General features: G+C 53.7%; 14 protein-coding genes. 7 read left to right on the top strand and 7 right to left on the bottom strand.

The annotated features are described in order from the left end of the window. The 3 genes from GSQ86_RS13430 to GSQ86_RS13420 all read left to right on the top strand — a co-directional run. Positions 1-2,777 (top strand): PAS domain S-box protein (locus GSQ86_RS13430; RefSeq protein WP_158750440.1); only part of this gene is annotated, 2,777 nt, incomplete at its 5' end. Positions 2,778-3,477: 700 nt separating this feature from the next. Further along, positions 3,478-3,837, top strand: coding sequence for a CBS domain-containing protein (locus tag GSQ86_RS13425; RefSeq protein ID WP_158750439.1), 360 nt, complete (start codon positions 3,478-3,480; stop codon positions 3,835-3,837). 158 nt (positions 3,838-3,995) lie between these two features. Then, a complete protein-coding gene (locus GSQ86_RS13420; RefSeq protein WP_371720651.1) occupies positions 3,996-4,286 on the top strand; it encodes a DUF3565 domain-containing protein in 291 nt (96 codons plus the stop codon). A 91-nt stretch (positions 4,287-4,377) separates the two neighbouring features. On the opposite strand, the gene GSQ86_RS23520 is transcribed toward GSQ86_RS13420, so the two are convergent. The 5 genes from GSQ86_RS23520 to GSQ86_RS13400 form a co-directional block, all read right to left on the bottom strand. Beyond that, the gene (locus GSQ86_RS23520) at positions 4,378-5,214 is read right to left on the bottom strand and encodes a nitrate/nitrite transporter (protein ID WP_254062360.1); all 837 of its coding nucleotides are present in this window, start codon (positions 5,212-5,214) and stop codon (positions 4,378-4,380) included. Next, entirely contained in the window at positions 5,199-5,822 is a 624-nt protein-coding gene (locus tag GSQ86_RS23090; RefSeq protein ID WP_216841146.1) for a PQQ-binding-like beta-propeller repeat protein, read from the bottom strand. Before GSQ86_RS23090 ends, GSQ86_RS23520 begins: the two co-directional genes overlap by 16 nt. Before the next feature lie 201 nt (positions 5,823-6,023). Further along, positions 6,024-6,611, bottom strand: coding sequence for a cysteine hydrolase family protein (locus tag GSQ86_RS13410; protein ID WP_158750438.1), 588 nt, complete (start codon positions 6,609-6,611; stop codon positions 6,024-6,026). 225 nt (positions 6,612-6,836) lie between these two features. Further along, entirely contained in the window at positions 6,837-9,338 is a 2,502-nt protein-coding gene (locus tag GSQ86_RS13405) for an excinuclease ABC subunit UvrA (protein ID WP_158750437.1), read from the bottom strand. Positions 9,339-9,503: 165 nt separating this feature from the next. Next, a complete protein-coding gene (locus tag GSQ86_RS13400) occupies positions 9,504-10,373 on the bottom strand; it encodes a manganese catalase family protein (RefSeq protein ID WP_158750436.1) in 870 nt (289 codons plus the stop codon). 154 nt (positions 10,374-10,527) lie between these two features. Here GSQ86_RS13400 and GSQ86_RS13395 point away from each other — a divergent pair, with 154 nt between their 5' ends. The 4 genes from GSQ86_RS13395 to GSQ86_RS13380 all read left to right on the top strand — a co-directional run bounded on the left by GSQ86_RS13395 (position 10,528) and on the right by GSQ86_RS13380 (position 13,602). Then, positions 10,528-10,689 carry a DUF3309 domain-containing protein gene (locus GSQ86_RS13395; RefSeq protein WP_158750435.1) on the top strand — a complete coding sequence of 54 codons (162 nt, stop codon included), beginning with the start codon at positions 10,528-10,530 and terminating at the stop codon, positions 10,687-10,689. A 106-nt stretch (positions 10,690-10,795) separates the two neighbouring features. Beyond that, on the top strand, positions 10,796-11,587 hold the full coding sequence (locus GSQ86_RS13390) for an SDR family oxidoreductase (RefSeq protein ID WP_158750434.1): 792 nt from the start codon (positions 10,796-10,798) through the stop codon (positions 11,585-11,587). Positions 11,588-11,723: 136 nt separating this feature from the next. Continuing rightward, positions 11,724-12,362 carry an SRPBCC family protein gene (locus GSQ86_RS13385; protein ID WP_158750433.1) on the top strand — a complete coding sequence of 213 codons (639 nt, stop codon included), beginning with the start codon at positions 11,724-11,726 and terminating at the stop codon, positions 12,360-12,362. Positions 12,363-12,411: 49 nt separating this feature from the next. Further along, positions 12,412-13,602 carry a zinc-dependent alcohol dehydrogenase gene (locus GSQ86_RS13380; protein WP_158750432.1) on the top strand — a complete coding sequence of 397 codons (1,191 nt, stop codon included), beginning with the start codon at positions 12,412-12,414 and terminating at the stop codon, positions 13,600-13,602. Between the two features lie 197 nt (positions 13,603-13,799). On the opposite strand, the gene GSQ86_RS23515 is transcribed toward GSQ86_RS13380, so the two are convergent. After that, a complete protein-coding gene (locus tag GSQ86_RS23515) occupies positions 13,800-14,030 on the bottom strand; it encodes a YetF domain-containing protein (RefSeq protein ID WP_158750469.1) in 231 nt (76 codons plus the stop codon). 153 nt (positions 14,031-14,183) lie between these two features. After that, on the bottom strand, positions 14,184-14,615 hold a 432-nt coding region (locus tag GSQ86_RS13370), incomplete at its 5' end, for a bifunctional 2-polyprenyl-6-hydroxyphenol methylase/3-demethylubiquinol 3-O-methyltransferase UbiG (RefSeq protein ID WP_216841145.1).

Genomic DNA, 14,615 nt, shown 5'->3' with positions numbered 1-14,615 from the left:
ACCATGGTTGTATTGGCGGAGTGTACGAAGACAGCCTCAAGCTGGCTGAGTCGGTGGCCGGTACAGCGGCACGCATCTTGTCTGGTGAAAGCCCCAACGATATTCCTGTCGCCCGCGTCACCAATCTCCAGGGCCAAGTTGATTGGTCGGCATTCAAATACTGGAAACTGAACGAACGGAATCTTCCCCCTGGGACTGTCTTCCTGAATAGGCCCCCCACTCTCTGGGAATCGTACAAAAACTATGTTGTCGTGGCACTGTCTGTGATCTTCGTGCAGGCGCTGTTGATTGCGGGCCTGCTCCTTCAACGCAGGATGAGGAGAGACGTCGAAAATCGGCTGCGCGCCATCTTCGATTCCTCACAGGACGCCATCATCACTTTGGATGAGCAGCATAGTATTGTCTCTTTCAACCATTCTGCGGAACAGATGTTTGGGTATTCAGTGGTCGAGATGATTGGGCAGAAACTGGATCGCCTGGTGCCTGAGTCTGCTCGGGCTCATCACGCAGGCCTGATGGCGATAGTCGAAAAATCAAACATGACAAATGGGGCAATGCCAGCTCCAATCCTGGCGCTCACATGGCTACGTGCCGACGGCCAAGTGTTTCCCAGTGAGGTCTCAATTTCCCACACGAAGGTCGGTGGACGGCGGCTCTCGAGTGCCTTCGTCCGCGACACCACTGAACGGAATCGCGCTGAGATGAAGCTCCGTGATAGCGAGGAGCGCTTTCGCGCGACTTTCGAACAAGCTGCCGTCGGCATCGTTCATGTCTCTTTTGAAGGTCGAATACTGCGATGCAACATGCGCTTCGCCGAGATCCTCGGCTATTCTCCCGACGAAGTTGTCGGCATGATGATTCAACAGTTCACGTCGCCAGAGTATCTCTCCGAGAGCAATGAACTTCTGAATGAATTCGAGGCCGGCGACATAGACGAAAGGAACTTTGAAAAACTATACGTCCGTAAAGATGGGAGTCTTATATGGGTGAGGCTAACTATTTCGGTTCAGAGGGATGGCAAGGGACAACCTCTGCACCTGGTGACCTTCGTCGAAGACATCACCGCCCGCAGATCCGCTGAGGAGCATCTGGCCACGGCTTCGAAGGAACTGCAGGCGAGCGAGGTCCGCCACAGGACTGTCTTTCAAACGAGTCTGGATGCCCTGGCTATCAGCCGTTTGAGAGACGGCAAGATCGTGGACGTGAACAAGACGTTTCTGGATTTGATGGGCTTCCAACGCGACGAAACGATTGGGAGAACCACGGTGGAACTGGGCCTCTGGACCAATCCCTCTGAGCGCTCAGGCATCGTAGATGAGTTGCTCCGCAACTCCAGCATCCGCGATGTTGAGGTACTTTTCAGAAGAAAGAACGGAGATACATATTGGGGGTTGGTGTCCGCGTCGGTAATTGAATTCGCGGGCATTCCTCATGTTTTGGTTGTCATCAGGGATCTATCAGAAGCCAAGGATGCTGTGAAGATGATCAAGGATCTTGCCTTCTACGATCCCTTGACCCATTTGCCGAATCGGCGGTCGCTCCTGGACCTCTTGGAACAGACCCATAATGCCGATTCTCGCGTACGCGCTCTGCTATTCATAGATCTGGATAACTTCAAATCTCTCAACGATGCGTTTGGCCATCGTGCCGGAGATCTGTTGCTGCAGGAGGCCGCACAGCGGTTGGCGGCCTGTGTTCGCGGAGAGGGCACGGTTGCGCGCTTGGGTGGAGACGAATTCGCCATTGTGCTTGAGAACGTGGGCCGTACTGCGGAGCACGTCGCCGAGCAGGCTAAACAAGTTAGCGAGCGAATCCTTGCTGCTGCGGCCCTCCCGTATCTGGTGGGCGAGCGCGAGTGCCATTTTTCTATCAGCATCGGAATCACTGTGTTTGGAGCTGACCTTAAGGGCGAATTGGAAGCGTTGCAGCAGGGCGAAATCGCCATGTCGAAGGCCAAAGAGGCAGGGCGGAACACCATCCGGTTCTTTTCTCCTGAACTGCAGGCGAACGTGAATGCTCGCGTCCTTTTGGAGAATGAACTGCACAAAGCCATCAAGGCGGAGGAGTTCGAGCTGTATTTTCAACCCCAAGTCAGGGGCGGTCGACTCATTGGCTCCGAAGCCCTGATCCGCTGGAACCATCCTCAGTACGGTGTTTTGCTTCCCGACGCCTTCATTGGCTTGGCGGAAGAGACCGGGCTGATTCTTCCCTTGAGCCATTGGGCTTTCTGGAATGCGTGTGAGCACGTTGCGGCCTGGGCGGGCAAGAATCGGTCGGGCGATGCTCCTGTTGCCGTGAATATCAGTGGGAAGCAGTTTAGCCAGCTCGATTTTGTGGCTCATGTTCTTGAAACCATCGCCCAGACTGGAGCAAATCCGGCAATCATCAAGCTCGAACTCATGGAGACCTCGCTAGTGAAAGACTTCCAGGATGCGGTCGCCAAGATGACCGAACTGAAGTCGCATGGGTTGCAATTCTCCGTCGACGATTTTGGAACTGGCTACTCGTCTCTCGCTTATCTGAAAAGCCTGCCTCTGGACCAGTTGAAGATCGATCGTGCGTTTGTAAAGGACATCCTGGTGGACGGACCGAGCGGCGCCATCGCCCAGGCCATCATCTCCATGGGGCACTCGATGGGATTTTCTGTGATCGCCGAGGGCGTAGAGACTGAGGAGCAACGGGATTTTCTTATCGGGCTCGGCTGCGATTGCTTCCAGGGCTATCTTTACAGCCCTCCAGTGCCTGCAGATGAGTTCGAGCGGATCTGGTTCTTGTGAGGCAAACGAACCTCTTCGCCAAATGTGCGCTCCGACCATCGGCTATTGCTCGATGCGCGCATCAACAGAAGAGCACACTATAGGCCGATTGGGCCTTTAAGATTCTGCGCAAAAAGGCGATGAGTATTGCCGACAGCAGTGGGTGTCTACTACGCGGAGAGGGCGACATCATCTGGTTCGTATGTTCGGCTGGTTGACTTGGAGTTTCTTTGCTCTTCACGGCAGTGGTAGAGAGACACCACTTCTTGCAAATATGTTGGCCGTTTCTCTCGCGATTCTCCTGAAGGGGCGATTGATTTCAAGGACTGCGAATAGCGAAATAAACCAGCTGCAAACAGCAGAAAACAGAACGCTTGTAGCCACATTCCGGACAGTAGCCGTACACACGTCAACTCTGAATGCTTGCGGCAGATTGCGCTAAATTACGGTCATTCAGGTACTTAGGGCTGGGCAGGAAACTCAAAATCCGTCGAAGGCAACTTCGTGGGGGTTCAACTCCCACTCCCGGCACCACACTAGGCTAATTAGTTTCAATGCGGGGGCTTCGCTCGGCTGTCCCTCGCTAACCTTATATACATATACGCCTAATTACGGAATGCAGCGGATAGTCGGCTCGCCTACGGCGGCAGAAACCCGAGGGCTTTACATCCAGATGCGAACTGAACGCCTCGGCCTTGCGGAGTGAGCAAGCAATCAACGCATGCTGGACCGGGTTGCCGGCGTCAGGCTTTTCGAAATTGCGACAAAGAATCCCCAGGTAGCCTTCTCGGACGAACCTCTCCGGACGGTCGTCAATCGAATGGCCGATTCGGGCTTTACGCGTTTTCCTGTCCTCGACCCTCGGGGCGACGGGAAGATTGTCGGCATGGTAGCACTCAACGATCTGCTGCACGCCAGAACCAAGAACCTTGAAGATGAGCGTGCGCGCGAAAGAGTCCTGCGGATTCGCATGCCCTTTGGACGCCAGGCGAAAGAACGCAAAATCGCGCTGACAGAGGAGTCGGGTTTTCGCAACGGAGAGATCTCACACCATCCACGAGAGGAAAGAATGTATGGTTGATGCCGTAGTCTCCGTGATCACGACAAGAGATGTGCGGAAACACTGCTTGTACGACCTATCGGAAGCACCAGGACTGCGGCCCGTCTCAGACACTCTGTGCATCTACGGTGAGCATACAGATCGGCAAATGTTAGTTGGCGTGGACAAAATATTTACAAATGAGATCGATCAAGGCCCCAACGACTACTACGCTGGCAATTGAGGTCTATAAGCCAAGATCATGCTGGAGGATGATGACTGACTCACAACAATTTCGAAGCATCGTCGGCTTTCATCAAGATGAGCTTGGAGACTGGATTGCGACCCTATCGTGCGGTCACACACAACATGTCAGGCATCGGCCTCCATGGGAGTTGCGACCTTGGGTGGTGACAGAGGAAGGCAGGCGGAAATATATTGGCTGGCCTCTCTTCTGCAAGAAATGCCAGGACGAGGAGACTCAAAGATGAGCTTGCCTGGTCTGCATGAACATGAGCAGTCAAGATAGAGTCGTCGCCTTTACCGATACTCATACACCTGCGATTACCGCTCACTACGCGACTAAGTGGCGATTTCCATAACGGACTTTTCGCTAGGTACCATTTCTGAATGGAATGCCGATAATTCTCCATTCACTCGCCCGCCGGAACCTACCCAGGCTCTGGTCCATGAACGTGCGGCGATCCTCATCATGACAAGCACGGCAACCGCCAGCATTGCATAGAGCAGGAGACCTGAGCGATAAGAACCGGTATGTTGTTTGGACTGGCCAAGCAAATTGGGGAGAATGCCGCCTCCAAGAGCGCCGATTTCGCCGATCATGCCGCCAGCTACGGCAGTCGTCAGCGGCCAGCGTAGAGGTACAAGCTGAAAGGTCGCGCCATTGCCCGCGCCAAGAGCGGCAAAGCAGAGCATAAAGAGAAGCGTAGTCAGGATCAGCGAAGGCGTGCTCATGAGTCCAAATAATCCGGCGATAGCCAACAGGAACACAACGGAAAGCGTAGTGATTCCACCGATGCGGTCAGCAAACCATCCACCCAGTATCCGGGTAAGAGAACCGGTAAGTGTCGCAAGGACGGTCAGGCTGCCGGCCTGTACTTTCGAGACATGAAACTGCGAGTAAAAGAATGACGGCAAGAACGTAGCCAATCCCAGGAAGCCTCCAACGCGCCAGGCATCGGGGGGCCAGGTCTTTACTCCAAGATCTGTTCCTTTATCGCTGGCGTAGAACGGTTTGAACCGGTCCCCGATCAGGACGTCCTTGTCCGGACCTGTTTTGTAGGCCTGCCAGATGAGCTTGCCGCTGTTCGCGTCCAGCGCCGCGAGCCAACCGCGGACGCCGAACTCACCTCCGCTGTCCCCAACCAGCACTTTGCCATGGACTACTGTCGGCGCCATGGTGATGGTCTCCCCTTGCTGATGTCGGCCAAGTGGGTACGCCAAGCAAGCTTTCCTGTGTTCGCATCGACGGCAACTGTATAGCCGTCCAAGGTATTGTAGAAAATCTTTCCCGAATCGAACACCGCGCCACGGTTCACCCAGTCACAGCATGCCTCTCCCTTCGCTGCTGGTGAAGGGTTAGGCTCGAACTTCCACTTCAAAGTGGCGCCCGGTTTGGTCAGATCTAAAGCAAAGAGTGTGTTCGGCCACGGCGCGACAACGTACATCGTATTGCCGGCGACGATGGGTGCGGCTTCCTGGCCGCGCGCGACGCCGGTATCGAAGGTCCAGGCCACCTTAAGAGCACCCACGTTTGCGGTGTTGATCTGGTCCAAGGTGCTGTAACGGGTGTTGGCGTAGTCTTTGGTCGCTCGGACCCACTGGCCGTCGTCCGCTTCCAGTTGAGAACCATACGGCCGCATCTGGCCGCCGTTGCTGGCGGGCGGCTGTACGACTTGAGTGACCTTTTTGCAGCTTACTAGACAAAGCGCAAACGACAGTATCGCCAACCAGAAGCTCAATCGTCCCCGCAGATTTGTAGTTAATGTCATCGAGACAAAAAGCATGGTATCCATCCGAATCGGAACATGCACGAGATGCGGCTCTCGTGTGATGCTTTCTGGGGTCGCATGCGTAGCCTTCCACTGATAATTTGCCCCGATGATGTGGACTTCAGACCGATGACGATGACGCGCTTTTGGATGGCCGAGTCAGATCCATAGGTTGGCCGGTGATTCGTACCCGCGTAAGTACTGCTACAGATGCTCTTACCGAATGAGCTTCGGCAATTTCAAAGAAGTCGATCGTCCAAGATTCGCTCCCGCCGTTGCTTCCAACTGAGCTAGCGCCTGTCTGTGTTCTTCGTCACTGCGCGCACACGAGCAGTCCGGTGGAATGTAGATCTCAAAGCCTCGCATGTTCGCGTCATGGGCTGTAACGGTCAGGCAACTGTTGGATGTCAACCCACTCAGAATCAACGTCTCTACCTGAAGATGCCGCAGCAATACCTCGAGCGGAGTCATGTAGAACGCCGAGTGCAGCGGTTTCAGGACGAAGTAGTCTTCGCTATCCGGCAGCAGAGGCCGTACAAATTCGCCGCCTTTCGCTTCTAGACATCGTCCCATGAGAACCTCCTTCTCGCTGCGCCAGTCGCCGAAATTGTCATTTACATACAAAACCGGTATGTCGAGTGCACGCGCACGCATTTTCAGTTTCACTATCGCATTACGTATTTGAAGCGCGCCTTTTAGGATTGCGTCTCCATCCGGAAATTGAAAGGTGGTTAGGATGTCAATTAAGAGCAGTGCCACAGGCGCCGGCGAAGGACGCGTCTGGGCATGTTTTCGAGATTTCATGCCATTTTTGTTGCTGATCCCTGCTTAGGAGATATGACGCCGCTCCTCCGTCTGGTTCGGAGTCCAATCTTCCGTGGAAGATTGCACCTCTAGCAACTGCGAAGTAAAAAAGCCAGGCCGCCTATGTTGGGCTAACAACATTGCTAGCCTCTACGTCCTATCTATACTTCAGCGCGCACCCGCTTCGGTGACCGACCTATTTGCCAGCCTCCAACGCCGACCCGATCACGACAAAGCTGCTAAGAAGGGTGCTGTTTTACTGTTCTTCGTTTGAGCGATTAAAGTCGGAGGACCTGCCACTACGACTCGACCGCCTTCGTCACCAGCACCGGGACCAATGTCGATTATCCAGTCGCTGGCGGAGATAATTTGCATATCGTGCTCGACGACCACAACCGTGTTACCGGCATCGACCAGCTTTTGGAGCTGACGGTGGAGACGTTCAACGTCAGAAGGATGGAGGCCAGTAGTCGGCTCGTCGAGCACATAAAGAGTGTTACCGCGTTGAGTTCGTTGTAACTCAGTAGCAAGCTTTACGCGTTGCGCCTCACCTCCAGAGAGTTCCGTAGCTGGCTGTCCTAGCCGGAGGTACCCAAGACCTACCTCTTGCAAAACCGCAAGTGCGCGAGCCACTTGAACGTCTTTCGTAAAGAAGTCTGCAGCGGCGTCGACGGTAAGGGCCAGAACGTCGGCGATTGTTTTATCCCGATAACGGACTTCAAGGGTTTTTGCATTGAATCGCGCCCCTTGACACGTTGGGCATGGGCTATAGATGCTTGGCAGAAACAAAAGTTCGACGCAGACAAATCCTTCTCCGGCACACGTGGCACAGCGACCGTTAGGCACATTGAAGGAAAAACGACCTGCGTCGTACCTGCGGGAACGCGCAAGCGCTGTGGCAGCAAACAACTTACGGACGTGATCGAAGAGGCTAGTATACGTAGCCAAGTTGGAACGGGGAGTGCGTCCAATAGGTTTTTGGTCTACGACCACCAATCGACGAATGTGCTCTATGCCAGATTCGACCCTCCCTGTGGGAGAAATGACGGCTCGTTCAAGAGTTTCGGATTCCTCTTCGTCGCGTTCAATCTTCTGCCCGAGATGGTCCGCGACAAGCTCGACCAATACCTGGCTGATGAGCGTGGATTTCCCGGAGCCGGAAACGCCGGTCACCGAAGTAAAGACACCGAGCGGAATCTGCGCCGCAAGTGAATTCAGGTTATTACGTGTGATACCGCTCAGTTTTAGCCATCCCTTCGGTCGGCGCGGCGATAGAACCTTAGAAACCTTATTGGGAAAGAGATAGCGGCGGGTTTGCGATGCCGTGACGGATGCGAGTCCTGCGGGCGGACCGGAGTAGAGGATTTCGCCGCCGGCGGGGCCGGCTCCAGGACCCACATCGATGATCCAATCGGCTCGTCGAATAACGTCAAGCTCATGTTCCACGACGAACAAAGAATTGCCTGAATGCTTGAGTGCGTCAAGAGCATCAAGGAGAGATTTCGTGTCGGCGGGGTGTAGACCCGCCGATGGTTCGTCAAGAACGTAAACCACACCAAAGAGATTTGAATGCAACTGAGTGGCAAGCCGAAGACGCTGAAGTTCGCCCGGCGAAAGTGTAGGTGTGCTGCGTTCGAGCGACAGATAACCAAGGCCGAGGTTTAGCATGACAGCTAGCCGGGCAGCGACGTCACTTGAAATACGTTTGATGACCTCCCTTTTCTCGGGATTCGCACGATGCGCCTCACCGCCAGCCGCAAGAAATGGTGCAAATAGCTGGTTCAGTCGCTTCAAGGGGAGAGCCGACATATCTGCGATGTCATAGCCAGCAAACTTAACAGAAAGAGATTCGAGGCGAAGACGTTTCCCATGGCAGACATCGCATTCTGCCGAAAGCATGAATTGTGCGACACGCTTCTTCATTTGAGCACTTTGAGTACCAGCGAAGGTTGTGAAAACGTACCGTTTTGCGCTCGTAAAGGTACCCATATAGCTAGGTTCCGCTTTGCGTTTTATCGCGTCGCGAGTCTCCGCAGGCGTGAAACCCGCATAGACCGCCACTTGCGGCTGATCTTCGCTGAAGAGAATCCAGTTGCGATCTTTTCTCGAGAGATCGCGCCAGGGAACGTCAACGTTATAACCAAGCGAGACAAGGATATCCCTCTGGTTCTGACCGCCCCAAGCCGTGGGCCACGCTGCAATAGCACGTTCTCGAATGGTGAGCGAAGGATCCGGCACCATCGATTTTTCTGTCACTTTATAAATCTGACCCAGTCCATGGCACTTAGCACACGCGCCCTCGACCGTATTCGGGGAAAAAGACTCCGCATAGAGCAGGGGTTGGTAGCGCGGATAATCTCCTGCACGGGAGTAGAGCATACGCAGCAGGTTAGAAAGCGTCGTGACCGAGCCGACAGAAGAACGCGTGGTAGGCGTGCCGCGTTGTTGCTGCAGCGCCACCGCGGGCGGCAGTCCGGTAATGGAGTCAACGGCTGGCACTGCGAGCTGGTGGAAGAGTCGACGTGCATACGGGGAAACAGACTCGAGGTATCGGCGCTGAGCCTCCGCGTATAGCGTTCCGAATGCAAGTGAAGATTTGCCAGAACCGGATACGCCCGTGAAGACAACCAGGGAGTCTCGCGGGATGTCCACATTCACGTTATGGAGATTATGCTCGCGCGCGCCGCGTACGCGAACAATACCATCTCTTTCGGATTCGACGTGCATGTGCCTCCTCAATGACCATTCGATGCAATGATCGGAGAGAAGAGGTATGTCAAAATCAATTGCTCCCGAATCAACAGAGCGATCGCCAAAGCAAGAAGAGATAGCAAATTCGAAGAGAGGTGCGGAAGAGTCACCCCGCACCTCTCCTCGAGTTTTAGACCTCGATTAGGAATGTCTTTTCGAAGTCGCGCTCTTAGCGCCATTTGCGGTACCCGCTTTGCCAATCGCTTCGCTTCCGGGTGATGTTACGGCTTTCTGGGCAGCATCTTGTTTTCCGCGATCTTCTCCTTCGATTTTCCCGTTGATGTCGCCAACTGAAAGTCCCCTCCCTCCGGCCATCTGGGATTCGACAGGATGCAGCCCAAAGGAGGACGTCCACGGTCCGTGCATATCCGTATCTCCCTCGACGCTATCCCCGGTTGACCCGTTGAAGTATTCATCTACGATTCCAGGAGTCGGTTTCAGCATTCCGATCGAGAACGGCTGTTTCTCCATGCTGTCCAGTGCAGCTTGGAAAGCTTTCATGTGCGTGATCTCTCTTGTCATCAAGAACTGAAGCGTGTCAATCGAGCCTGGATCGTCCGTATGGTCGATTAGACGTTCATAAACAATCTTTGCCCGCGCCTCAGCCGCAATATTGCTGCGCAGATCAACATCGAGCTCGCCTGTGATTTTCAAATAATTCGCGGTCCATGCGTTACCCATAGAATCGAACAAGTTCACGCCACCGCCGCCCGCAATGGTTATGAGAGGGTCTGCTTCCGCCGCTGCTCGGTTTGTCTTCAGCGGCTTCAAATGCATTCGAATCAGAGCGCCGACGACTTCAAGATGACTAAGTTCTTCGGTCCCAATGTCGAGCAACAGGTCGCGGCGACCAAGATCGTCCACGCAGTTCCAGCCCTGAATGGTGTATTGCATGGCAGCGGCTAACTCACCGTTGGCGCCACCGAACTGCTCGAGCAACATATTTCCGAATTTGACGTCTGGCTCTCCGATATTTACGGTGTACATCAATTTTTTGACGTGATGATACATGTGCAACCTCAATTTTAGTTTGCGTGCTGCGTACGCTAGCTACGATGCGAAGAATTGGTCTGGCGAGTGAGTCGCGAAGAGAAGTCACGGCTGAAAGCTGGTGTTGCATAACCCATGACGACGCTGTAAGGACCGCTGTGCTAGACTTTCGCGCATGCCTCTTATAGTGATACTCATCATCTTATTGGTTCTCTTCGGCGGTGGCGGCTACTACATGGGCCCCGGAGTTGGATACTACGGCGGTGGCGGCCTTAGCCTGATCCTCGCGGTGATCATTATCTACCTTCTTTTTGGGCGAGGACGAGGACGGCTTTGATATCTCGCTTGTGTGACCGCTGCCTTCCTGACAATCCTCTGAGGATGCGTGTGCATCAGACTGCATGGAATGATCGCACGCATATGAAGTGGCAGGAGTATAGGTCATGGAAGATAGATTGGCTTTAGTTACAGGCGCATCGAGCGGAATTGGTCTTGAGCTTGCGAAAGAATTGGCGCACAGAGGCTATGACGTTGTCATTGCTTCAGCAGGCGAAAGGTTGAGCGGAGCCGCCGCTGAGATCCGCAGCCACGGGCATCAAGTCGTTGAAGTGAATGCCGATCTTGCAACTCGGGACGGTGTAGATCAGCTGTGGTCACAGGTGCAATCACTTGGTCGACCAATCGACATTGCTTGCATCAATGCGGGTGTCGGGGTGGGAGGACTATTTTCCGAGACCGATCTCGATGCCGAACTGAACATGGTCGAGCTCAACTGTGTTGGGACTGTCCAGCTGGCAAAATCACTGGTGCGGCAGATGACAGAGTTAAATACCGGCCGAATTCTTTTTACCGCGTCAATAGCAGGCGAAATGGTAGCTCCACGGGAAGCTGTATACGCTGCAACGAAAGCATTTGTTCTCTCGTTTGCCCATAGCCTGAGGTACGAGTTGAAAGATACGGGCGTCACGGTTACCGCTCTTCAACCAGGCCCTACCGATACCGATTTCTTCCATCGGGCGGGGATGGACGACACCGAGGTCGGACAGAAGGGTAAATCCGAAAGCCAGCCAGATGATGTAGCTCGCCAAGGTATCGATGCTTTGTTGGCCGGAAAAGATCATGTTTACGCGGCATCCTTCAAAACGAAGCTGGAGGGAGTTCTGGCCAATGTCGTACCTGGAACTGTCAAAGGCGCGATGCACGAGAAGATGGCGAAACCGAACTCCGAGAAATAAGGACACTAAACCGATCTGCGGTTGAATATACAGACCACGCGAACGAAGCTTTCTGCGTCTATGTCATTACGTCCGTGAGTAAGTCCCCCGGATGAAACCAAACATTGCGTTGTGCGGATGCGCAAAGGAGATTGCGATGTCGCCTGCCTTAAATGAGAAACCCTTCGCGGAGGAGCTTCCCGCAGCGAGTGCTGCTGGCGTAATTCTCGATGGACGTTATCTTCCTCCTCCGGAAGATAAAGACGGCAAGCTGTGGGTGAGGACCTCGGCCTTGGTTCAGGCGGATGCCCAAGAGCTATACGCGATGTGGCACGACGTCGAGGCCGCGCCGGCATGGCAGGAGCAGATCTCGCAGGTGGTGACTACGGGCGAACGAATATCACACTGGACAATGCAATCCGACGAAAAGACGATCGAATGGGATAGCGAGATTCTGGCGGATGAGCCCGGTAGACGAATCGCATGGCGCTCGATTGGCGGGGAATCGGACAATGCGGGCGAGGTGATTTTCGAAGAAGCTCCCGGAGGTCGGGGGACGATAGTAACGGTACTGCAAGAGTTTCGCATGGGTAAGTTGACTAGCGCGTGGGAGACGTTCGTAGGCCGTAATCCCAAACAAGCGGTGATCGAGAACCTGCGACATTTCAAAGCTCTTGCGGAGACCGGCGAAATTCCCAGAGCTAAGCATCAGCCTCACGGAGATCGAGGCGTAATCGGGAAGATGAAGGCGTCGACCTATGGCGAGAAAGTTCCAATTCCTTCGGGATCGAACTGAAACAAGTTAGGCCGCGACACATCTCTCAGAATCGAATCGGAGGGAAGTCATGAAAGCTGTTTGTTGGATGGGAAAGAGCAAAGTAGAGACGTTAACCGTAGAAGATCCGCAGCTCTTGAACCCGCATGACGCAATCATCAAGATCACGCGAACTGCCATCTGCGGCTCTGACTTGCACCTATACGATGGTTTCATTCCAACCATGGAATCGGGTGACATCCTGGGGCACGAATTCATGGGCATCGTCGAAGAAGCGGGGAAGGAAGTCACCAACCTGCGTCGCGGTGACCGGGTGGTCGTGCCATTCACCATTGCTTGCGGAAATTGTCTGTTTTGCAAGAAGAAGATTTGGGCCGCATGTGACAACAGCAATCCAAATGCGCACTTGATGGAAGCGGCATATGGATATTCCGGCTCAGGTCTGTTCGGATATTCCCACATGATGGGCGGTTATGCCGGAGGTCAGGCGCAGTATGCACGAGTTCCATTTGCCAACGTTGGCCCATTGAAGATCGAGAACGACCTTCCAGATGAAAAAGTGCTCTTTCTCTCCGATATATTCCCAACCGGATACATGGCGGCTGAGAACGCCCAAATTCAGCCGGGGGACACGGTCGCTGTGTGGGGCTGTGGGCCCGTGGGTCAGTTTGCTATCGCAAGCGCATTCATGCTCGGGGCCGCAAGGGTCATCGCGATTGATCGGTTGCCAGAGCGTCTTGAAATGGCGCGAAGCCTGGGAGCAATCACTGTCGATTATTCAGAAGAAGATGTCAGTGTTCTTACTGCGCTCAAGGATTTGACCGGCGGGATTGGCCCGGACGCCTGTATCGATGCCGTCGGCCTAGAGGCGCATTCGGCACAACTGCAGGGAACTTACGACAAAATCAAAGTCGCTCTATTGATGGAGACGGATCGGCCAAGCGTGCTGCGGCAGGCTATCCAGGCTATCCGCAAGGGCGGTACGCTGTCGGTGCCGGGAGTCTATGGCGGTCTTCTCGACAAGGTGCCATTTGGCGCGGCCTTCGGTAAAGGCATCACTATGAAGATGGGCCAGACTAACATGCACAATTATATGAAGCCTCTGCTTGAGCGAATCGAAAATGGCCAGATTGATCCAAGTTACATCATCTCCCATCGCATCACGCTTGATCAGGCGCCTGAAATGTACAAGGTGTGGAGAGACAAGAAGGAAAATGTGACAAAGATCGTGATCGATCCCTGGGCTGAAACCGCAGCATAGTCTTGGCGTTCTGAGATATCCGATTGAGGCCGTTGTACCGCGCCTTTGAAGTTCTTCAGTAGAATTTATCCGCCGGGAGACGGATTGCCAAATGTTCATGCTCACTCGTCACTGATGATCCTTATCCATACCAATCGGCCACCGTTTTATAGAGTTGACGGTCATCCATGATAAATGAGTGAACATTCTCGTAGATCTTAATCATTATGAATGATACTGATCGCGCCATTTCGTTCAAGAATGGCGTATTTGATCTCATGTATTGATTTCAGGTTCTTCGTTCTGCCGACTGCCATCACATCATCTGGACTCAACCGCATTCCTTTCATGATCTCGGTTTGCCACTCCCCATTCTTCAACAAGACCAAAGGTGTTCCATCAATGATCCGACCAAGACGTGACGATTTCCGAAGACATTGGCGACGAATTCACTCGTCAACAATGAGACTGTTTTTCGTACAAAAAAGGTTTGCCCTTCCTTTTATGGCAACGGATCTGCATGGACAAGCTGCTCTGAAAGATATCGAACGGTCAGGGCGCGGACAATCGCCTTCACTATTGCAACGTGCCATGGCACGTACTCATCGCCGCAGCCACCGGTCAAGGCGAAAGTCCGCATGACGTTCTGAGTAGTCAAGGACTAACCCCTCTGCACCCAAGATGATCTCGTGAACGCAATTCCCGCTTAAAAGATGATCTGGAGACGAGCAGAGCCAATGTACCGCTATGAATGTTCCACCTGGGTTGGTGTGTCTGATGAGTTGGTCTACAAGAGAGAACAGGTGAGAGTCATCGAAATAATATCCAATCTCGCTAAAGACAATCAGATCGAACTCTCCATCAGGTATGTCTTCCGGTACCGCGCCTCGCCTGATATGGACGTTAGTGAGATAGCTACAGCGTTGCTGAGCCCTATCGACCGCGACGCCCGAGATGTCCATCGCCTCCACTTGGTCGCAGAGCGAGGCGAGTTGCTCAATCAATACTCCGATGGAGCATCCTGATTCGAAAGC

It is taken from the genome of Acidobacterium sp. S8 (genome assembly GCF_009765985.1).
Classification (GTDB): domain Bacteria; phylum Acidobacteriota; class Terriglobia; order Terriglobales; family Acidobacteriaceae; genus Alloacidobacterium.
The sequence above is the reverse complement of the archived record's forward strand: the minus strand, read 5'-3'. Positions and strand labels throughout refer to the sequence as shown.